Source organism: Roseovarius sp. THAF9, assembly GCF_009363715.1.
Lineage (GTDB): Bacteria > Pseudomonadota > Alphaproteobacteria > Rhodobacterales > Rhodobacteraceae > Roseovarius.
In genome coordinates, this window is the sequence record NZ_CP045404.1 from 2,213,836 (window position 1) to 2,234,724 (window position 20,889).

The window sequence follows — 20,889 nt, forward strand, 5'->3', positions numbered from 1 at the left end:
GGTCCGGCCGATTTGCGGCAGTTAACCGCAAGAAGGTTACGATAGGATTTATGGCCGCGTTATTGCGCCGCCTCCGCCGCGCCGGCTTCGGCCACCGGAAGGTAGACGCGAAATGCCCCGCCCTTCTGCTCTGGCAAGTACTCCACACCGCCGCCCAGCCGGGCCATGATTTCGCGGCAGATCGCCAGCCCCAGCCCGGCCCCACCGGCCTTGTTTTCGCTCACGCGCGAAAATTTCTCGAAGATCGCTCCCTGCTGACCCGCCGGAATACCGCTGCCATTGTCGATAAAATCCACCAACAGCATCCCGTCACGCTCGGCCACCCGGATATCCAGCCGCGGCGCGTCGGCATCGCAGTATTTCCGTGCATTCGACATCAGGTTGATGAACACCTGCGCCAGCCGGTCGGTGTCGGTGTAGAGACGCACCTGGTCCGCGTCCGCGTCACGGCCGACCGTCATTGTGCCGTCCGACAGCCCGGCGGCCACTTCGGCCCGGTCCAGCAGCGTACCGAGATCCCCCTCCTGAACGTTCAGCACGATCTGTGCGTTCTCCAGCACGCTCAGGTCCAGCAGGTCGTCCAAGAGTCGCGTCAACCGGATCGCCTCGTCATGGATGATCGAGGCATAGCGGCGCTGTCCTTCGGGCGGCATCTCGCCCCCGTCGCGCAGGATCTCGGAAAATGCCCGGATCGAAGTCATGGGCGTGCGCAATTCGTGGCTGATCTGGCTGAGAAACGCGTCCTTCTGCACCGAGATCTGGGTCAGCTTCTCGTTGACCTGCCGCAGCTGCCGTGCGGTGCGGGCCTGTTCCTCGGTCTTCATCTCCAACTGGCTGGAATATTCCATGATCTGCGCGGTCTCGTCGGCCACCGCCATCAGGTCCTGCACCGACACGCTGGCGCCGCCCACGATCTGACTGATCATCGCATGGGCCGTGGCCGCGCCCACCGAGCCCGCCAGCGACCGCTCCAGCCGGCTCAGAAAATCGGGCGTCGGTTCCGGCAGGTAGCCGCTCATGCCCTGTTCGCGCGCCACCTCGCCGAAAAGCGCCTGCGCCTCCCGCGCCCCCATGATCCGCTGCGCCATGATCATCAGGTCCTCGCTCTGGGCCAGACCTCCTGTCCAGCCGCCCGACGGCGCCGAATGGTCGAACACGTTGACGAACTGCGCGCCCTGTAACCGCTCCACCGGCTGCGGGAAACTGATCAGCGAGACAAAGACGAACACCACGATGTTCAGCGACAGGCTCCACATGAAGGCATGAACCACCGGATCCATCCCCGCCGCCCCGAACAAAGCTTGGGGACGCAACCACGCGAGCCCCAACAGCCCGTTCTCGAGCACACCCTGCGGCATCACCGCCGAGGCGCCAAAGCTGGGCAGGAACAGGCTGTACATCCAGACCGCAAAACCGACCGCCAGCCCCGCCAGCGCCCCGCGCCGGTTGGCCCCGCGCCAGAACAGCCCCCCCAAAAGCGCGGGCAAAAACTGCGCCACGCCGACAAAGGAAATCAGCCCGATCGCCGCCAGTGCGGCGCCGCCGCCCGAGACCCGGAAATAGAGATATCCGAGGAACAGGATCACCATGATCGACAGTCGCCGCGCCCGGATCGCCACCGTCCGAACGTCGCCCGAGATGACGGCGCTGCCGCCCGTCATATGCAGCCACACGGGCATGACCACGTGGTTCGACACCATCGTCGACAGGGCGATGGCCGCCACGATCACCATCGAGGTCGCGCTGCTGAACCCACCCAGGAACGACAACACCGCGAGCCCCTCCTGCCCGTTCTCCAGCGGCAGCGTCAGCACGAACAGGTCCGGGTTGGCACCCGCCGGGCTGAGGTCGAGACCCACCGCCGCGATCGGCACGACGAACAGGCTCATCAGCATCACATAGGTCGGAAACGCCCATGAGGCGGTGCGCAGATGCCCCTCCTCCTCGTTCTCCACCACCATCACCTGAAACATCCGCGGCAGGCACATGAAGGCCGCCGCCGACAACAGCGTCAGGCCCACCCAGCGGCTGCCTGGAACTTCCCACCGTGCAATGGCGCTCTGGTCGATCCGGGCCAGCGTCTGCTCGACACCCCCGGCAAGACCCCAGACCACGAAGATCCCCACCGCCAGAAGGGCAAACAGCTTCACAACCGCCTCCAGCGCGATGGCCATAACCAATCCGTGATGCCGCTCGTTGGCGTCAAGGTTCCGCGTGCCGAACAGGATCGTGAACACCATCAGGCCGATGGCCACCCACAGGGCCACGCCGGTTTCGCTGATCTCTCCGGTATGGGTGGGGTCGACAGCGGCAAAGGCGGCAAAGGATATCGTCACCGACTGTAGTTGCAGGGCAATGTAAGGCGTCGAGGCGATGACAGCGAGCACGGTCACGAACACCGCCAGCGCGTTGGACTTGCCGAAGCGGCTGGAAATTAGGTCGGCGATCGAGGTGATCCGCTGGCTGCGGCCGACCCGCACCATCTTGCGCAGGGTCCACCACCAGCCCACCATCACTAGCGTCGGGCCAAGATAGATCGTCAGGTACTCAAGCCCCGACCGCGCCGCAAAGCCCACCGCGCCATAGAATGTCCAGGCGGTGCAATAGATCGACAGCGACAGCGTGTAGATGATCGGAGAGCGCAGCCAGGTACCACGCCCCCGTGCCGCCGCCCGGTCCGCGGCAAACGCCACGCAGAACAACATCGCCACGTAGACAAGACTGACAAGGACAATGACGTTCAGAGCACCCATTCACCCCTCCCGGGACAGATGCACCTGCTCGTTCGCGTCATCGTCAGGCCCTCGATTTACGTCCGTATCCGGCCCCGACAACCGCCGCGACACGATCCAGCCCATCCCGATCAGCGCGGTCCAGCACAGGAAAACGTAGAACATCACCATCACAGTGCGCGCGCCGTCGCCCGATTTCCACAGAAGCGGCAGCACGAACATGCCCGCGCCCAGCACGGGCAACAGCCGTGCGGCATCCATGGCACGGCGTTGAAAGTAGGCCCGCCGCGCAAGGAAAACCGATCCGCGCTTGGGGCTCATGTCGGCACCAGCGCCCGCACGGCGTCCAGAACCTCGGCATTTGAAAACGGCTTGGTCATGTAACGGTTGGCTCCGGCCCGTTCGGCCATCTCGAGGTCCTTGGCCTGGCCCCGCGCCGACAGCATCAGCACAGGCAGACTTGCAAACTGCGCCTCGGCCCGGATCTCGGACAGGATGTCGAACCCGCTCTTGCCCGGCAGCATCACGTCGAGGATCACCACGTCAGGTTCCCGCGCGCGGACTGCCTCCATTGCGCTCTGGCCGTTGGCGTGGGTCTTCACCTCCCAGCCATCACGGGACAGGATAAAGCTCACGGCCTCGATAATATTCTGTTCGTCCTCGATCAGAAGCACGGTCTTGCCCATCCAACCGGCCTCCCCTCCGATCAATTTCGTCTCCCGTTCGACGACTTTCGCGAAATTGACCCGGCACGTCAAATGTTTGTCTCGGGTTCAGCCGGAGCCGACCCAATTGACGCATCTGTTTTCCTGGGCGCTGAGCTAGTCTCTATACCAATACGCAAGTGATGGCTCTCCCGTTGGCCCACTCATCTTCCGCACTTGTCAAAAGTGCATCGCTCAGAATGCATCCCTCAGGACCGATCCCTCTCGTCGCGCAAGGCAGCCTTCGATGGGACAGATCCGGCAGGTCACCCCCACGGGTCGGCCCTGCTCTCGGTCAGGTCCGCGATGCTCGGGCAGAATCAACATGTAGGCCCGCATGAGGGGCGGATTGTCGAACCCCGCCGGCACGGTCTCTTCGGCCACCGCCAGCGCCCGCACCCGCAAGTCGCCCTGCACCAGCACCGCCTGCACAGGGCGCGCGGGCTGGCCCAGCACCTCGTAAAGCGGCCACATGCCACAGCCCGCCCCGCTGCGCGGCGTGGCAAATCCCATGACCGTCTTGCGCAGGATCAGGGCCCCGGCCCCGTCCACCACGATAAGGCCAACGGGCCCGGTCAACTCTTCGGGCAGCGTGGCCAGGCGCCGGAATACCTGCGCCAGCGGCCTGCCGGTGGCGCGCGCAATCGCGTCCGGCGCCGGACCATGAGCCGCGAGCTGAGCCTCCATCTGGTCACGCGGCAACGCACGCGCATCCTCCAGTATTTGTGTCAGCGCCACCCGGGCCAACGCCCGCGCCGCCCGGTGTTCGACTTCCGAAACAATCGCCTCGATCCGCGCTTCCGCCCCCCAGCCCTCAAGCTGCGGAAAGTGAAAGTCGTGGCGCTCCAGAAAGGCGTGCATCTCGTCCTGGGGCGACGTCACTTCCGCGCCGGCCTCGGGCGCGGCCTCCAGGTAACGCATCAGCGCCTCGGCCCCCTCGGCCAGCCGCGCGCCGTCCTCGTTGATATTGCGGTGAAAGCGCATCTGCCATTCGGGCTCCAGCTCGCGCGTCTCTGCCAGGATCGAGGCGGTCGACCGGATCGATGTCACGGTGGAAATCACCTCGTGCAGCGTCGCCGACAGTTGCGGGTCATGCGCCAGGCGCTCGCTCAACGCCTTCACTGTCCGTTCAAGCGCGTCGCGCTGCTGGCCAAGATCCGCCAGCCGCCCCGCCCAGCCGGGAAAGCGCCCGACGAACTCTTCGACCCGGTCCAGTTCCGGCGCAGTCACCGAGAAGTCGCCGCCGGTCTTGGCCTCGCCCGCCGCCTCCTGCAACGCCGCCAGAAGGTGCGATTGCACGCCTTCGGTCAGCGTCGCGGGCTCGACGTTCAGCGCTTCGGCAATCTGCAACAAAGTGCGCCCGCCGATTCGACGGCGGTTGTGCTCGATTAGGTTGAGGTAGCTGGCCGAGATTCCCGCCGCCTCGGCCAGTTCGGCCTGCTTCAACCCAGCGACCAGCCGCCGTTGGCGGATTCGCGTGCCTGCCATACCGGTCTCTGCCATGGAGCTTGCCTTTTAAATCAATCGTCTTTGCTATAATCTGAAAACTAATTTACAGGTTTCTGCACTGCATTGAAGATTTTTTTTACAAAAAAAGCGTTTACCCCAAGGCGCTTGTTGAACGGTTTTCGACCCCCTCCAATAATGCCGAAAGCACACCTGTGCATCCGGCCGGGCTTGAGGAGGCCCGTCCAGGAAAACACTCTAGGGAGGGATTCAATGTCCAAAACTGACCTCACGCGTCGTGGCCTGCTCAAGACCAGCGCCATCGCCGGCGCCGGCGTCGCGCTGCCGACCATCTTCACGGCAAGCTCCGCCGCGGCCTTCACCAACGAACCCACGGGCGACACCGTCACACTGGGCTTCAACGTACCGCAGTCCGGCCCCTATGCCGACGAAGGCGCGGACGAACTTCGCGCCTATGAGCTGGCGGTCGAGCACCTGAACGGTGGTGGCGACGGCGGCATGATGAACACCTTCTCGTCCAAGGCGCTCGAAGGCTCGGGCATCCTCGGTAAGAAGGTCGAATACGTCACCGGCGACACCCAGACTAAAGCGGACGCCGCCCGCGCATCGGCCAAGTCGATGATCGAGAAAGACGGCGCCATCATGATCACTGGCGGTTCGTCCTCGGGCGTGGCCGTGGCCGTGCAGGCGCTCTGCCAAGAGGCCGGCGTCATCTTCATGGCCGGTCTCACCCACTCCAACGACACCACCGGCAAGGACCGCAAGGCCAACGGGTTCCGTCACTTCTTCAACTCGTACATGTCGGGTGCCGCGCTGGCGCCGGTGCTGGCCAACGCCTATGGCACCGACCGCAAGGCCTATCACCTGACCGCCGACTACAACTGGGGCTACACCACCGAGGAAGCCGTGCGCGCCTCGACCGAGGCCATGGGCTGGGAAACCGTCGCCGCCGTGAAAACGCCGCTGACGCAGACCGACTTCTCGTCCTACATCGCGCCGGTGCTGCAATCGGGTGCCGACACGCTGATCCTGAACCACTACGGCGGTAACATGGTCAACTCGCTGACCAACGCCGTTCAGTTCGGCCTGCGCGACAAGCAGGTGAACGGCAAGGACTTCCAGATCGTGGTTCCGCTCTACAGCCGCCTGATGGCCAAGGGTGCCGGTGCCAACGTGAAGGGCATCTTCGGCTCCACCAACTGGCACTGGTCGCTGCAGGACGAAGGTTCCAAGGCATTCGTCAAGTCGTTCGGCACCAAGTACGGCTTCCCGCCGTCTCAGGCCGCACACACCTGCTACGTCCAGGCGATGCTTTACGCCGACGCCGTGCAACGTGCCGGCTCGTTCGCACCCTGCGCAGTCGCCGAGGCCCTGGAAGGCTTCGAATTCGACGGCATGGGCAACGGCAAGACGCTCTACCGCGCCGACGACCACCAGTGCTTCAAGGACGTGCTGGTCGTGAAAGGGAAAGAGAACCCCGAAAGCGAATTCGACCTGCTCGAAATCGTCGAGGTGACCCCGGTCGACCAGGTGACCTACGCCCCCGATCACCCGCAGATGGGTGGCGCGGACGCGAGCCTGGGCGAGTGCAACAACGGCGCCTGATCGCACAGGTCTGACCTGATAGATACCGACGCGGGCGCCCTCGCCGCGCCCGCGTCCACCACCAAGCCGGACCACGCGCCCCGCGCGCGTCCGTGATCAAAACCGGTATATCTGCAAACCCGAGGGGCACTCCGATGGAAGCCATCATCCTGCAAGTTCTCAATGGGCTGGACAAGGGCTCGGCCTATGCGCTGATCGCGCTCGGCCTGACGCTCATCTTCGGCACGTTGGGCGTCGTGAACTTCGCGCACGGCGCGTTGTTCATGATCGGTGCGTTCTGCGCCGTCACGCTGAGCCGTATTCTCACGCTCTCCCGCACCGTCGTGGACGAAACGCAAACCGACTTCCTCGGAAACCCGCTCGAAGTCCAAGTGCCGTATGTCTACGACTGGTTCGGTCAGGCCACGGGGGATGCGATCATCGACTGGGCCGTTCCACTGTCGATCCTCTTTGCCATTCCGGTGATGATGCTGATCGGCGTGATCATGGAACGCGGGCTGATCAAGCATTTCTACAACCGTCCCCATGCCGACCAGATCCTCGTGACCTTCGGCCTCGCCATCGTCCTGCAGGAAATCATCAAATTCTACTACGGCGCCAACCCGATCCCCACGCCGGCCCCCGATGCCTTCCGCGGATCGCTCGATTTCGGCGCCATGATGGGGCTTGATCCCAACGTGGTGATCTACCCCTACTGGCGGATCATCTACTTCGCCTTCGCCGCCCTGATCATCGGCGCGGTCTTCGCTTTCCTGCAATTCACCACCTTCGGGATGGTGGTCCGCGCCGGCATGGCCGACCGCGAGACCGTGCAGCTTCTGGGCATCAACATCGACCGCCGCTTCACCATCATGTTCGGCCTTGCCGCCGCGGTGGCGGGCCTTGCGGGCGTCATGTACACCCCGATCAACTCGCCGAACTACCACATGGGCATGGATTTCCTCGTGCTCAGCTTCGTGGTCGTCGTGGTCGGCGGCATGGGCTCGCTTCCGGGCGCCGTGCTGGCCGGGTTCCTTCTGGGCATCCTGGAAAGCTTTGCCTCCATGCGCGAAGTGCTCGAGATCCTGCCCGGCATCAACCAGATCATCATCTACCTGGTTGCCATCATCATTCTGCTGACCCGTCCGCGTGGCCTCATGGGCCGCAAGGGCGTCATGGAGGACTAAGCCATGCTCGGTCTCGACAAGAAAGACTTCCGCCTGCTTCTGATCGTGGTGATCATCACGATGCTGGCGCCCTTCATCCTCAACCCCTTCCCCGAAGGCTCCGGCCTGGCGCAGTTCAACGCGGGCTATCCCGACCTGATGCAGCGCTTCGTGATCTTCGGGATCTTCGCCATCGGGTTCAACATCCTCTTCGGCCTCACGGGCTACCTCTCCTTCGGCCACGCGGCCTTCCTGGGGGTCGGCTCCTACGCGGCGATCTGGATGATGAAGCTGGTCACGCTGAACGTGATCCCGGCGATCATCCTCGGCGTGATCATCGCGGGCCTCTTCGCGCTGGCGGTGGGGTTCATCTCGCTGCGCCGCTCCGGGATCTACTTCTCGATCCTGACGCTGGCCTTCGCGCAGATGTCCTATGCCCTGGCCTACTCGGTTCTGACGCCGATCACCGGCGGCGAGACGGGCCTTCAGATCAAGTCGACCGACAGCCCGCTTTTGTCGAACCTCGCCGAAGGCGAGATCGGCCGCGCCAACCTTTTCGGCATGGACATGCGAGCGGGCTTCGACATCTCCATGGGTGACTGGCTCTTTACGATCAACGCCGGGTATTACATCGCGGCCGTGTTCATGATCCTCGCCTTTTACCTCTCGATCCGCATCTTCCGCTCGCCCTTCGGCACCATGCTGCGCGCGGTCAAATCCAACCAGACCCGGATGTATTACACCGGCCTCAACGCGCGGCCCTACACGCTGGCGGCCTTCGTGATCTCGGGCATGTATGCCGGCCTTGCCGGTGGCCTTCTGGTGGCGATGGACACGCAGGCCGGCCCCGAACGCATGTTCTGGACAGCCTCGGGCGAGGTCGTACTGATGACCATCCTCGGCGGCGCGGGCACGCTCATTGGCCCTGTGCTGGGCTCGGGCGCGATCAAGTACATGGAAAACATCCTCAGCAAGATCAACAAGGATATCCTGCACGAATGGTTCGCCTTCATGCCCGATGGGCTCGAGGATTTCGTCATCACCCTCGTCTATCCCTTCATCGGCAAGGGCTGGCACCTGACGCTGGGCCTGATCTTCATGGCCGTGGTCATCTTCCTGCCCGGTGGCCTCGTCGAGGGCGGGCAACGCATCGGCCGGCTGCTTCGCGGCAAGAAAGCGAACCCGGACGACGACAAAGCCACCCAATCCACACCGGCCGAATAAGGAGCGACGACAATGGGTATTCTTGAAGTCAAGAACGTCAACAAGCGCTTCGGCGGCCTTCAGGCTCTGGGTGACGTGAATCTCAGCGTGGCGGAAAACACCTGCCACGCGATCATCGGCCCCAACGGGGCGGGCAAGTCGACCCTGCTCAACTGCCTGATCGGCAAGCTCATCCCGGATACCGGCTCGGTCATGTTCGACGGCCAGTCGGTGCTGGGCCGCAAGCCCTACCAGATCAACCAGATGGGCATTTCCCGCGTGTTCCAAACGCCCGAGATCTTCGGCGACCTGACCGTGCTGGAAAACATGATGATCCCGATCTTCGCCAAGCGCGACGGCGCCTTCCGCATGCACGCGCTGGGGCAGGCCACCAAGGAAAAGGACATCGTCGAGCAGGCCGAGCACATGCTCGAAAGCCTGAACCTCTCCGATGCCCGTCACGACCATGCGGCCGCCATGTCGCGCGGCAACAAGCGCCGGCTGGAAATCGGGATGTGCCTGGCACAGGAACCCCGCCTTCTGCTGCTCGACGAACCCACCGCTGGCATGGCGCGGGCTGACACCAACAACACGATCGACCTGCTGAAGCAGATCAAGGAAGAGCGCGACATCACCATCTGCATCATCGAACACGACATGCACGTGGTCTTCAGCCTCGCCGAACGCATCACCGTCCTGGCCCAGGGCACCCCCCTGGTCGAGGACACACCGGACAAGATCAAGGGTCACCCGAAGGTGCGCGAAGCGTATCTTGGCGAGTCCGCATAAGGCAGGAGACGAGAAATGAACGTCAAACCCGACTTCTCCAAGGGCCACAACCACGCCGAAACCGCACCGGCCTTCCTGTCGGTCTGGGGCATGCAGGCCTATTACGGCGAAAGCTACATCGTCCAGGACATCTCCTTCAACGTTCACGAGGGCGAGATCCTGGCGCTTCTGGGCCGCAACGGCGCCGGCAAGACCACGACGCTGCGCGCCATCGCCCGCATGGACAACCCGCAGCTCAACCACGGCGAAATCTGGCTGGACCACCAGCCGCTGCACACGATGAAAAGCGCCGAGGCCGCGACCGTCGGCATCGGCCTCGTCCCCGAGGACCGCTGCATCATCCCCGGCCTCACGGTCGAGGAAAACCTGCAACTCGCACAGATCACCCCACCGATCGGCTGGTCGTTCGACCGCCTCTACGAGCTCTTCCCCCGCCTCAAGGAACGCCGCCACCAGGAAGGCGTGACCCTGTCGGGTGGTGAACAGCAAATGCTCGCTGTCGCCCGTGCCCTGGCCCGGGACATCAAGGTGCTGCTGCTCGATGAGCCCTACGAGGGCCTCGCCCCCGTGATCGTCGACGAGATCGAAAAGACTCTGCGCATCATCAAGGAACAGGGCATCACCACGATCCTCGTCGAACAGAACGCGGTCCGCGCCCTTGAACTCGCCGATCGCTGCATCATTCTCGACACGGGTGGCATCGCCTTCGACGGGACAGCGTCAGAGGTGCTGGAAAACGAAAGTCTCCGGGCCGAATATCTGGCCATCTGACGCCAACCTCCCTAGGCTGCCACCAGGAGGATGCCCGCCCCCACCGTTTCATCGGAGAGGGCGGGCTTGCAAGACATTCAAGACCACCGTGGGAGGAACCATGTCCGATAAAACCTATGCCCCCAGTGCCGATTTCACGGCGAATGCCCATGTTGACGCGGCGAAGTATGACGAGATGTACGCGGCCTCGATCAAGGACCCCGAGGCGTTCTGGGGCGCGCATGGCAAGCGTGTCGACTGGATCAAGCCCTACTCCAAGGTGAAGGACGTCGATTACACCTACGGGAACGTCTCCATCAAGTGGTTCGAGGACGGCACGCTCAACGTCGCCGCCAACTGCATCGACCGCCACCTGGCCGAGCGCGCCGACCAGACCGCCATCATCTGGGAGCCCGACGACCCCAATGACGACGCCCAGCACATCACCTACCGGCAGCTGCATGCCGAGACCTGCAAGATGGCCAATGTGCTCAAGAACCTCGGCGTCGGCAAGGGCGACCGCGTCGTCCTTTACCTGCCGATGATCCCCGAGGCCGCCTATGCCATGCTCGCCTGTGCGCGCATCGGCGCCATCCATTCCATCGTCTTCGCCGGCTTCTCGCCCGACGCGCTCGGCGCCCGGGTCGACGGCTGCGACGCCAAGCTCGTCATCACCGCCGACACCGCCCCGCGCGGTGGCCGCGTGACCAAGCTCAAGGACAACGTCAACCAGGCGCTCCGCCGCGACTTCGACGAGGTCAAGTGCCTCGTCGTCAAGCGCACCGGCGACCAGATCGCCTGGCGCGACGGGCTCGACTTCTGGCTGCATGAAGAGGCCGAAAAGGTCGACGACACCTGCGAGCCTGCCGAGATGAACGCCGAGGATCCGCTCTTCATCCTCTACACCTCGGGCTCCACCGGCCAGCCCAAGGGCGTCGTGCACACCACCGGCGGCTATCTGGTTTACGCCGCCATGACGCACGAGATCACCTTCGACTACCACGAGGGCGACGTCTATTGGTGCACCGCCGATGTGGGCTGGGTCACCGGCCACAGCTACATCGTCTACGGGCCCCTGGCCAACGGCGCCACCACGCTGATGTTCGAGGGCGTGCCGACCTACCCCGACGCCTCTCGCTTCTGGCAGGTCTGCGAAAAGCACAAGGTCAACCAGTTCTACACCGCGCCCACCGCCATCCGCGCGCTCATGGGCCAGGGCGACGAGTACGTCACCAAGTGCGATCTGAGCGATCTCAAGGTGCTGGGCACCGTCGGCGAGCCGATCAACCCCGAGGCCTGGAACTGGTACCACACCGTGGTCGGCAAGGGCACCTGCCCAATCGTCGACACCTGGTGGCAGACCGAGACCGGCGGCCACCTGATGACCCCCCTGCCCGGCGCCCACGCGACCAAGCCGGGGGCGGCGATGAAGCCCTTCTTCGGGCTGAAGTTCGAGGTGCTGGACCCTGAATCGGGCAAGACGATCGACACCAACCCCGCCGAGGGCGTCCTGTGCATCGCCGACAGCTGGCCGGGCCAGATGCGCACCGTCTGGGGCGACCACGAGCGCTTCATGAACACCTATTTCCAGCAGTATAAAGGCTACTACTTCACCGGCGACGGCTGCCGCCGGGACGAGGACGGCGACTACTGGATCACCGGCCGCGTCGACGACGTGATCAACGTCTCGGGCCACCGCATGGGCACCGCCGAGGTCGAGAGCGCTCTCGTCGCCCACTCCAAGGTCTCCGAGGCCGCCGTGGTGGGCTACCCCCACGACATCAAGGGCCAGGGCATCTACTGCTACGTCACGCTGATGTCCGGCGAGGAACCCACCGACGAACTGCGCAAGGAACTGCAGGACTGGGTCCGCTCCGAGATCGGCCCCATCGCAAAGCCCGACCTCATCCAATGGGCCCCCGGCCTGCCCAAAACCCGCTCCGGCAAGATCATGCGCCGCATCCTGCGCAAGATCGCCGAAGACGACTACGGCTCATTGGGCGACACCTCAACCCTCGCAGACCCCTCCGTCGTCGACGACCTCATCGACAACAGAATGAACAAGGGGTGACCCTGTCTCGGGACAGGACCAAAAGGCCGGTGCTCGCGCACCGGCCTTTTTCATGCTCGTGTAGCACCCTCCATCAGAACGGTGCGCAGACACCGTCGCAATCGACCACGCCATGCGTGCAATCCTCGTTGGCGCAAATCGCGATCCAGTCATCACAAAAGTAATCTACGTCATCCAGCGGATGATCGGCCGTCGCGGGCTCCGCGGCTTTGGATTTGCGAATCCGGCTCAGCGTGGCGCGCAGCTTTTTCTGGACGCGCTCCGATTTCCAACTGCGCGGCGCCTTGGCCACGCTGGAAAAGCTGTTCACGGGCTTTGCCATGCTTGGAAGCTGGCAATCCTCAGCGAAAGACGGCAGCGCAAGGCTTGAGGCCAAAAGAAATGCAGTGGCAACTATAGAATACGGTTTCATGGTAATGGTCTCCTTGAACGCGGTTGGCAACGATCATGTGTCGCGCCGCTCGCGCGGATGGTTCAATGAATGTCGCCCTGACGCGCCTTGCGCGTCGCCAGCACCACACCGACACCGGCCAGCGCCATGCCACTCCAGGCCAGGGGCGGCATCACCTCGCCCAGCATGACCCACGCGATCACCGCCGCCAACGGCGGCACCAGAAAGAAAAGCGCCGACACCTTCGCGACGTCACCCGCCCGGATCATCGCCAACAGCAGCCCCACCGCCACCAACGAATTGCCCACCACCAGGTAGAACAGCACGCCGACGAATGGCCAACTCCAGTCGATCGACAGATCCTCCTGCAGCGCCAGTAACGGCAGGATCCCCACCAGACCGGCGGCATAGCCGACAAGGTTCGAGGTCACCGGATGGTGTCGCAGCCCGAACCGCTTTTCCCACAGCGACGCGGTGACGATCCCGGCAAGCCCGATCATCGTAAAGACAAAGCCCATCACGCTTGGCGGCTCCAGCGCCGAGCGCGCGCCGATCACGACCGCCGCCCCGATCAGTCCCAAAATCAGCCCACACCACTGCCTCCAGCCCACGTGCTCGCCCGTCCAGCGCGGCGCAATCAACCCCACAGCGATCGGCTGCAATGTCATCAAAAGCGCCACCGTTCCCGCCGCCACACCCGCTTCCAGCGCGAAATACGTCATGCCGAAATAGACCGACTGGATCAGAAGCCCCACAATGGCGAGGTGCCCCCATTCCACTCGGCTTTTCGGCAAAGGCGGGCGCAGAACCGCCCAAAGCACCGCCATCGCCACGACCACCAGCGCAAAGCGCAGCGCCAGGATCGTCATCGGCGCGGCATAGACCAGCCCGACCTTCGCCACCCCGTAGCCTCCCGACCACAGCAATAGAAAGATCACCGGCGCAAGCCGCAGCCAGACGGGGCGGTCTGATGACATGGAAAACTAACGTCCTTGAGGTTGATCCGCCCTTCCTTATGAGGCGCCTCCGGCCGAAGGGACAGGGTTGTCTACCGAAAAAGATGGCGTTTTCTTCGGACCGCCACCGCGTTTCCGTACCGTTCCCGACACCATGTCGCTATCGCCCTACACGGCGGTCAAGAGCTGAGCGCCACCCGCCCCCTCCAGATCCGGCGCTGGTGGGCGAAAGCGTATTTCCGCCGACAGCGCCGCCACTTACGCAGATTTACGCGGATGAAAAATGATGTGATCTGACGTGGAACTCCTCGGCGCTACAGTCGTTAACGGAACAGCAAAAGGAAGAGGACCCATGAAAAAGCACATTACAGCACTTGCTACCGCCGCCGCCTTGACCGTCACTGCATGTGACACACTGACCGAAGAGGAACAGGGTGCCCTGATCGGCGCAGGCGCAGGCGCCGTTGCCGCCCAAGCCTTTGACGCAAATCTCGGCTGGACCGTTGTAACCGCAGCCGGCGGCGCCGCTGCAGGTGCGCTTATCGCGCGGAACCAACGCACCGACCAATGCGCCTATGCGGACGGCCGTGGCGGCTACGTAACGCGCCCCTGCTAAACGTCAGAAAATTCTTCGAATTTTCGAGCCCCAGTTTCTTCGCACGAAGAATCTGGGGCTTTGCGTTTCATCCCCGCCCGCGATACGGCGGCACGCCCTGATCCGGCATCCAGACACCTGCCGGCACCTCACCGGTCTGCCAAAAGACGTCGATCGGGATGCCACCACGCGGATACCAGTATCCCCCGATCCGTAGCCATTGCGGTTCCAGAAAATCCACCACACGCCGCGCGATCGAGATCGTGCAATCTTCGTGAAAAGCCCCGTGATTACGGAAGCTTGTCAGGTAAAGCTTAAGCGATTTGCTTTCTACCAGCCACTTGCCCGGAACATAATCTATCACCAGATGCGCAAAATCCGGTTGACCGGTCATCGGACACAGTGACGTGAACTCCGGCGCGGTGAAGCGCACGTTATAGGCCACGTCCGCCTGCGGGTTCTCGACCCGCTCCAGTTCGGCCTCTTCGGGGCTTTGCGGAACCTTCGTCGCGCCGCCCAATTGCTTGAGGTTCTTGTAGATATCGTCACTCATTGCGTTCTCCGTCACACCCCGCGCTGGTTGCCCCACAAGGTCACGTGCAATTGCGGCAGCACGCGTGCATCGTACCATTTTTCCTGTGTTACCCTGTCCACCAGCCAGCGCATTCGCGCCTCCAGCCCGTCGCGGTCCACCGTGGCCGTGTCGTCATCGGGCGGCGGCGGCGTATGGTTGCCCGGCTGCAGGTAAACCGGAAGTTGCGGGAACATCGCCGCGGCCTCGCGGGCATAGGCAAAATCCGCCTCATCGAACACCACGAGTTTCAGGATCGTCTGCGTGCCCTGACCCGCCTCGACGCATTCGGCTACAAGCCCCCAATCGGTCAGCATCCCGCTCGACGGCGGCTTGGGCGATAGCACCAGCATGTCCAGCGCCTCGAACCAGCCGCGCACGACCGACCCTTGGGTTTCCATGGCGAAATAACAGCCCTGTTCCTGTCCCAGCCGGATCAGCTCCGCCATCGGCTGAATCGCCGGGTTGCCCCCCGACAGCGTGATCAGGATCGGCTTGCCACCCGACAGCCGCGCCACCTCCTCCATGATCGCTTCGGGCGTCATTGCCTTCCACGTATCGCGATAGTCATTGTCCACCGCGTGCATGCTGTCGCACCAGGAACAGCGGAAATCGCATCCACCCGTGCGCACGAACACCGTCGGCTGCCCGATCAGTGCCCCCTCGCCCTGGATCGTCGGCCCGAAAATCTCGGACACGCGAATGAGGTGCTTGTCGCTCACGGCCGATACTCCGCCCATGTCTTCGGCGTCTCGCTAACCTTTGCCGCCGTCACCTCGGGCCACCGCGCATGACACCAGTCGTGGAAATGCTTGGCCAACCGTTCGGCGGTCACACAATCATCCCCCAGCACATCATTCAGATGCCGGTGATCCAGCGTGGCGTCGATATACCGCTTGAACTCCGCCAGATCGAGGTAATCCCGCACGAACCCATGCGCGTTCAACTCGGCGGCGCGAAGCTCGATCACGACGACATAGTTGTGCCCGTGCAGCCGTGCGCATTGGTGATCCTCAGGCAACCCGTGCAACTGGTGCGACGCGGAAAAGTTAAACTCCTTGGTGATCGTATACATCACGACACCCCCGTCGCCGCTTTCCAGAACGCCTCATCCGCATAGGCGGTCGGGTCCGGGACGCCCGCCAGATGAAACGCCTCGCGCCGCTCCACGCAGGTGCCGCAACGCCCGCAATGCACGTCGCCGCCCTTGTAGCACGACCATGTCTCGGCAAAGGGCGTGTTCCAGCGCGCGCCCTCGGCAACGATATCCGCCTTCGACCCTGTCAGGAACGGTGTGTAAAGCTGCACCTCGGCCACACCCTCCATCGCCTGATCCTGCATCGCCTGGAACGCCTCGACAAAGCCGGGCCGGCAATCGGGGTAGATGAAATGATCCCCGCCATGCACGGCGGCCGCCACCGCCTCCGCCTTCTCGGCGGCGGCCATGCCAAAGGCGATGGTCAGCATGATCGCGTTGCGGTTGGGCACGATCGTGATCTTCATCGTCTCTTCCGCGTAATGCCCGTCCGGCACGTCCACGTCATCGGTCAGGGCCGAGCCACTCAGCGCCGCGCCCACGCCCGAGATATCCACCACCTTGTGCGCCACGCCCAGCCGCTTGGCACAGGCTGCGGCGAATTCCACTTCCTTCACATGGCGCTGGCCATAGTCGAAAGACAACAGGCCCCTTAACGTGCCCTCGCCCGCCACCTTGTGCGCGAGCGACACGGAATCAAGCCCGCCCGAGCAGATCACGATCGTATCCATAGATTTGGTCCTTGTTTTTTAACGCGGGTAGGCTGCGACCGCAGGGCGCTCACCTAGCGGTTTCGCCGCCGTCTTGCAAGACCCGCGCCGCTACGTTCCGCCCAGACCACCACCAGAACCGCCACAGCAGGAACACCCCCGCCAGTGCCAGCCCCACGGCCAACCCCAACCAGATGCCCACGCCGCCCCAACCCAGCCAGAACCCCATGGCGTAACTCACCGGCACACCAACGACCCAATAGCTGACGACGGCGATCCACATCGGCACGCGCGTGTCCTGCACGCCGCGCAACAGGCCCAGGGCCATCACCTGCGCCGCGTCGACCAGCTGAAACAGCGCCGCCGCCGCCAGCAGGCCCACGCCCACGGCGATCACCGCCTCGCGCTCCGGCTCGTCAGGGTTCAGGAACGCCGCGATCATCGGCTCGGGCACAACCAGGAACAGCACCACCGTCACCGCCGCAAAGACGCCCGAAAGCGCCAGCACCACCTTCGCCCCGTCCCGCAGCCCCGGCCCGTCGCCACGCCCGAACGCGTTCCCGGCCCGGATCGTCGCCGCGTTGCTCAGCCCCAGATGCACCATGAACGTCACCGAACTGACCTGCAGCGCGATACCGTGCGCGGCCAGCGCAATCGTCCCCAGCCATCCCATCATCACCGTCGACGCCGCGAACAGGCTCACCTCCGCCAGGCTGGTCATCCCGATGGGCCAGCCCAGCCGGAACACCTGCCCGAACGCCTCCCGATCCGGCCGCCAGACGCGGCGGAACAATGCGTGCTCGGGCGTCACTTTCGCGGCATAGACCGCCAGCGCCACGAAACTCGCGCTCGTCACCACCAGCGACGCCACGGCGGCCCCGCGCACCCCCATCTCCGGCGCGCCCCAGTTTCCGAAGATCAGTGCGTAGTTCACCACCACGTTCAGCCCCACGGCCCCCACCGTGACCCACAGAACCACTTGCGTGCGCTCCAGCGCCGCCAGGTGCGACTTCAGCACCATGACCAGCAGCGCCGGGAATAGCGCGAAGCCCACGATCCGCGCATACTCCCCGGCCAGCGCCGACGTATCCGCCTCCTGCCCCGCCCACACGAAAAGCGGCCCCGACCAGATCATCACCGGCAACGCAGAGGCGGCAAACAGCACCGAGGCCCAGCCGCCCATTCGCGTCACCCGCCGCACTTGCGTTTCGTCCCCCGCGCCCTGCGCCGCCGCCACCAGCGGCATCACGGCCCAGGCAAAGCCCGACCCGAAAATGAACAGAACGAAGAACAGCGTGCCCCCCAGCACCTCTGCCGCCAGCGCCTCGACCGAGTACCAGCCCAGCATCAGCGCATCGGTCAGCGTGATCGCCAATTGTGCAAGGTGGCTGCCCACCAGCGGCAGCCCCAGCTTTAACGCCGCCCGGGCGTGCGCGCGATATGTCGTGACATCGGACATGCCCCAGCCCATAGAGGCTTTCCCGCGTCCGCAAAACCCCTTTCCACCGGCCCGCACAACCTCGTGCACAGCCTCGCTTTTTCTTGCCAGAAATACTCATGGCGCAGCGGCGCCTAAAGCACCGCCGTCACCAGTTGTAGCGACACCACGGCGATCAGCACCCCGACGGCCATCTCGATCACCGGCAGGGCCCTCGCGCCCGCCCCGCCCGTGGCCAGCCTCGCAAGAACGCCCTGCCGCAGGCTGACGGCAGCGAGGGCCACCACCATTGTCACGCTGGCCGTGCCCAACCCCATGATAAAGGCGCCGGCAATGCCTGCCAGGTCGATCCCGAAGCGCCATGTCAGGATCAACAGGAACAGCGCCCCGGTACAGGGCCGGATCGCCACCGCACCCACCAGCGCAGCCGCCTCCCGCCAGCCATGCACATTAGCCGCTTCCTCCACGCTCGGCCCATGCCGATGCCCACAGGTCGAACAGACGCCGTCACCGTGATCGTGGGCATGATCGTGGTGATGCCCGTGGCCGTGGCCCCGCGTCCGCCACAGCTTCATCGCTCCGCGCAGCACCAGCCACAGCCCCACCAGCGCAATCGCGCCATAGCTCACCGCCGCCAGCGTCCGGTCCGCCAGCCCCGTCACCGCCTCGCGCCCCAGTCCCAGCGCGTAAAGCCCCGCATAGACCAACAGCACCGCCGCCGCCGCCTGCGCAAGGCTCGACGCCAGCGCCAAGCCGACCAGCCGCTTGACCGGCACGGCCCGGCCCACGCCATAGCCGCCGATCAACAGCTTGCCATGCCCCGGCCCCGCCGCGTGAAAGAACCCGTAGGCAAAACAAATCCCCCACAGGCCCAGCAACGCCCCGGCCTCTCCGGCCCGCAACTTCTGCAAATAGCCCGCCATCGCCTGCTGCACCTCGCGTTGGCCTTCCAGCGCCCAGGCTTGCACGGCGCCGGCCCCGCCAAAGCCCCACAGCCAGACCGCCAGCGCCGCCACGACAAGACCAAGCGCCGTCACGATCCCGCGCATGTCACCTCGGCAGTAAAGGCATAGTGGACACCCACCTTCGCCTCTTCAAAGAACATCTCGTCGTTGCTGTCGCCCATCTCGGCCACCCGCGCATCGGCGGCGTCCGTGTCCGGCGGCACGATCTGCGCTCTGCAGCCGTCGGGCAGGCCGTCTATGCCCACCAGGCTCAGCGCGGCGTAATAATACGGGTCATACGGCTTCAACCGCAGCGTCTCGCCGGCACCGATCTCCCGTGTCGCGACCGGCCTGCGATGCCGGGTCACCAATGCCCCGTCCTGCATCCCCACCGACAGCGCCTCCGCCGGCCCCAGCGTCACCGCGTCGTCCTCGTCATAGGCAAACAATGCGCCGTCAAAGCCCTCGGGCCAGTCCTGCAGGTCAAAGCCCAGCAACAGGGCCTTTTCCTTCTCCGTCAGGCTGAGATCCGCATCCGCATCCAGCCCCCGGTCGCTCAACACCAGCATGGTGAATAGCGGATCATAGACCCACGTCACCTCGACCCCGTCGACGCGCCCCTCGTCATCGGTCTCCAGTGTCAGCGTCACGTCGACGAAGACATGCGGATGCGCCTGCGCCATCGGCGCGGCAATCAGGCCACAAAGAAAGGTCAGGCAACGCCACATGCCGCAAGGTCTAGGCCCTCGCCGCCCCCACGGCAAGAGCCCCTGCACCAGCCACTGCGCACCAACGGAAAATGCGCATTTTCCGGCCCATTTCCTGCGCAGGAAATGCCCCCAGCCGCCCGCGTCGCGCGCCTATACGCCTTTGCGCGTATCGGGATGCAGCGACTTGCCCAGGATATGATCCGTACCGTGCAGCACGTGCTGCGCTGTCGACACGATCAGCGGATCGGGCCTTTGCACGATCTCCTCGTCCTTGCCCGGATAATCCAGCGAGGCCAGGAAATGCCGCATGCAGTTCAGCCGCGCGCGTTTCTTGTCGTTCGACTTGACCACCGTCCAGGGCGCATCGGCGGTGTCGGTGTAGAAGAACATCGCTTCCTTCGCTTCGGTGTAGTCATCCCACTTGCCAAGGCTCTGCTTGTCGATCGGGCTCAGCTTCCACTGCTTAAGCGGGTCCGTGGCTCGGCTGTCGAACCGCCGCTTCTGCTCGTCCTGCGTGACCGAAAACCAGTACTTGTAAAGCCGGATCCCCGACCGCGTCAGCATCCGCTCCAACTCGGGTGTCTGGCGCATGAACTCCAGGTACTCATGCGGCTGGCAAAAGCCCATCACCCGCTCCACGCCGGCCCGGTTGTACCATGACCGGTCATAGAACACCATTTCGCCCACAGTCGGCAACTCGTTGATGTAGCGCTGAAAATACCACTGCCCCTGCTCTTCCCAGGTGGGCTTGTTCAACGCCACCACGCGGGCCTGCCGCGGGTTCAGATGCTCGGTGAACCGCTTGATCGTGCCCCCCTTTCCGGCGGCATCGCGCCCCTCGAACAACAGCACGAATTTCTGATCGGCCTCCTGCGCCCAGTGCTGCACTTTCAGCAACTCGGCCTGCAGCTGCGCCTTTTCCGCCTCGTAGGCGTCACGGCTCATCTTCTGTTCATAGGGGTAATCACCCGCCTCGAAGGCACGGCGAAACGCGGTCACGCTGTCCTGCCCGCTCTCCGCCGCCCCGTTGCCACCGGTCTTGGCCTTCATCTGTTCCACGACAGCCATCGCG

General features: G+C 64.2%; 21 protein-coding genes. 7 read left to right on the top strand and 14 right to left on the bottom strand.

Annotated elements, in window-relative coordinates; all coding sequences use genetic code 11:
• Window positions 1–59: 59 nt before the first annotated feature.
• The 4 genes from FIU86_RS10995 to FIU86_RS11010 form a co-directional block, all read right to left on the bottom strand.
• Window positions 60–2,753 carry a sensor histidine kinase gene (locus FIU86_RS10995; protein WP_152475121.1) on the bottom strand — a complete coding sequence of 898 codons (2,694 nt, stop codon included), beginning with the start codon at window positions 2,751–2,753 and terminating at the stop codon, window positions 60–62.
• Window positions 2,754–3,053, bottom strand: coding sequence for a hypothetical protein (locus FIU86_RS11000; protein WP_152475122.1), 300 nt, complete (start codon window positions 3,051–3,053; stop codon window positions 2,754–2,756).
• Window positions 3,050–3,418 carry a response regulator transcription factor gene (locus FIU86_RS11005; protein WP_152475123.1) on the bottom strand — a complete coding sequence of 123 codons (369 nt, stop codon included), beginning with the start codon at window positions 3,416–3,418 and terminating at the stop codon, window positions 3,050–3,052. Before FIU86_RS11005 ends, FIU86_RS11000 begins: the two co-directional genes overlap by 4 nt.
• A gap of 213 nt (window positions 3,419–3,631) precedes the next feature.
• Window positions 3,632–4,939, bottom strand: coding sequence for a helix-turn-helix domain-containing protein (locus FIU86_RS11010; RefSeq protein ID WP_152475124.1), 1,308 nt, complete (start codon window positions 4,937–4,939; stop codon window positions 3,632–3,634).
• Window positions 4,940–5,155: 216 nt separating this feature from the next.
• Here FIU86_RS11010 and FIU86_RS11015 point away from each other — a divergent pair, with 216 nt between their 5' ends.
• The 6 genes from FIU86_RS11015 to acs all read left to right on the top strand — a co-directional run bounded on the left by FIU86_RS11015 (window position 5,156) and on the right by acs (window position 12,466).
• Window positions 5,156–6,508, top strand: a complete 1,353-nt coding sequence (locus FIU86_RS11015) for a substrate-binding protein (protein WP_152475125.1) — start codon at window positions 5,156–5,158, stop codon at window positions 6,506–6,508.
• Window positions 6,509–6,642: 134 nt separating this feature from the next.
• Window positions 6,643–7,674, top strand: a complete 1,032-nt coding sequence (locus FIU86_RS11020; RefSeq protein ID WP_152475126.1) for a branched-chain amino acid ABC transporter permease — start codon at window positions 6,643–6,645, stop codon at window positions 7,672–7,674.
• Between the two features lie 3 nt (window positions 7,675–7,677).
• Window positions 7,678–8,877 carry a branched-chain amino acid ABC transporter permease gene (locus FIU86_RS11025; RefSeq protein WP_152475127.1) on the top strand — a complete coding sequence of 400 codons (1,200 nt, stop codon included), beginning with the start codon at window positions 7,678–7,680 and terminating at the stop codon, window positions 8,875–8,877.
• Between the two features lie 12 nt (window positions 8,878–8,889).
• On the top strand, window positions 8,890–9,645 hold the full coding sequence (locus FIU86_RS11030; protein ID WP_152475128.1) for an ABC transporter ATP-binding protein: 756 nt from the start codon (window positions 8,890–8,892) through the stop codon (window positions 9,643–9,645).
• 15 nt (window positions 9,646–9,660) lie between these two features.
• A complete protein-coding gene (locus tag FIU86_RS11035) occupies window positions 9,661–10,416 on the top strand; it encodes an ABC transporter ATP-binding protein (protein ID WP_152475129.1) in 756 nt (251 codons plus the stop codon).
• 100 nt (window positions 10,417–10,516) lie between these two features.
• A complete protein-coding gene (gene acs / locus FIU86_RS11040) occupies window positions 10,517–12,466 on the top strand; it encodes an acetate--CoA ligase (protein ID WP_152475130.1) in 1,950 nt (649 codons plus the stop codon).
• A gap of 73 nt (window positions 12,467–12,539) precedes the next feature.
• On the opposite strand, the gene FIU86_RS11045 is transcribed toward acs, so the two are convergent.
• Together FIU86_RS11045 and FIU86_RS11050 are read right to left on the bottom strand one after the other, a co-directional pair.
• Window positions 12,540–12,788, bottom strand: coding sequence for a hypothetical protein (locus FIU86_RS11045; protein ID WP_152475131.1), 249 nt, complete (start codon window positions 12,786–12,788; stop codon window positions 12,540–12,542).
• Between the two features lie 152 nt (window positions 12,789–12,940).
• Window positions 12,941–13,834 (bottom strand): DMT family transporter, encoded by an 894-nt coding sequence (locus tag FIU86_RS11050; RefSeq protein WP_152475132.1) that lies wholly within the window; start codon window positions 13,832–13,834, stop codon window positions 12,941–12,943.
• Window positions 13,835–14,165: 331 nt separating this feature from the next.
• Here FIU86_RS11050 and FIU86_RS11055 point away from each other — a divergent pair, with 331 nt between their 5' ends.
• Window positions 14,166–14,429: a glycine zipper 2TM domain-containing protein gene (locus FIU86_RS11055; RefSeq protein WP_103763900.1), complete on the top strand. Its 264-nt coding sequence runs from the start codon at window positions 14,166–14,168 to the stop codon at window positions 14,427–14,429.
• Window positions 14,430–14,496: 67 nt separating this feature from the next.
• Here FIU86_RS11055 and queF read toward each other — a convergent pair whose 3' ends face one another.
• The 8 genes from queF to ppk2 form a co-directional block, all read right to left on the bottom strand.
• A complete protein-coding gene (queF, locus tag FIU86_RS11060) occupies window positions 14,497–14,961 on the bottom strand; it encodes a preQ(1) synthase (protein WP_152475133.1) in 465 nt (154 codons plus the stop codon).
• 11 nt (window positions 14,962–14,972) lie between these two features.
• Entirely contained in the window at window positions 14,973–15,719 is a 747-nt protein-coding gene (queE, locus tag FIU86_RS11065; RefSeq protein ID WP_152475134.1) for a 7-carboxy-7-deazaguanine synthase QueE, read from the bottom strand.
• Window positions 15,698–16,054, bottom strand: coding sequence for a 6-pyruvoyl tetrahydropterin synthase family protein (locus tag FIU86_RS11070; RefSeq protein WP_152475135.1), 357 nt, complete (start codon window positions 16,052–16,054; stop codon window positions 15,698–15,700). The genes queE and FIU86_RS11070 overlap by 22 nt, the downstream gene beginning before the upstream one ends.
• Window positions 16,054–16,746 (bottom strand): 7-cyano-7-deazaguanine synthase QueC, encoded by a 693-nt coding sequence (gene queC / locus FIU86_RS11075; protein WP_152475136.1) that lies wholly within the window; start codon window positions 16,744–16,746, stop codon window positions 16,054–16,056. The genes FIU86_RS11070 and queC overlap by 1 nt, the downstream gene beginning before the upstream one ends.
• A gap of 49 nt (window positions 16,747–16,795) precedes the next feature.
• Window positions 16,796–18,184: an MATE family efflux transporter gene (locus FIU86_RS11080; RefSeq protein WP_152475137.1), complete on the bottom strand. Its 1,389-nt coding sequence runs from the start codon at window positions 18,182–18,184 to the stop codon at window positions 16,796–16,798.
• A gap of 113 nt (window positions 18,185–18,297) precedes the next feature.
• Window positions 18,298–19,212, bottom strand: a complete 915-nt coding sequence (locus FIU86_RS11085; RefSeq protein ID WP_152475138.1) for a nickel/cobalt transporter — start codon at window positions 19,210–19,212, stop codon at window positions 18,298–18,300.
• Window positions 19,197–19,835 (bottom strand): DUF1007 family protein, encoded by a 639-nt coding sequence (locus FIU86_RS11090; protein ID WP_152475139.1) that lies wholly within the window; start codon window positions 19,833–19,835, stop codon window positions 19,197–19,199. Before FIU86_RS11090 ends, FIU86_RS11085 begins: the two co-directional genes overlap by 16 nt.
• A 132-nt stretch (window positions 19,836–19,967) precedes the next feature.
• Window positions 19,968–20,867, bottom strand: a complete 900-nt coding sequence (gene ppk2 / locus FIU86_RS11095; RefSeq protein WP_254704013.1) for a polyphosphate kinase 2 — start codon at window positions 20,865–20,867, stop codon at window positions 19,968–19,970.
• Between the last annotated feature and the right edge of the window lie 22 nt (window positions 20,868–20,889).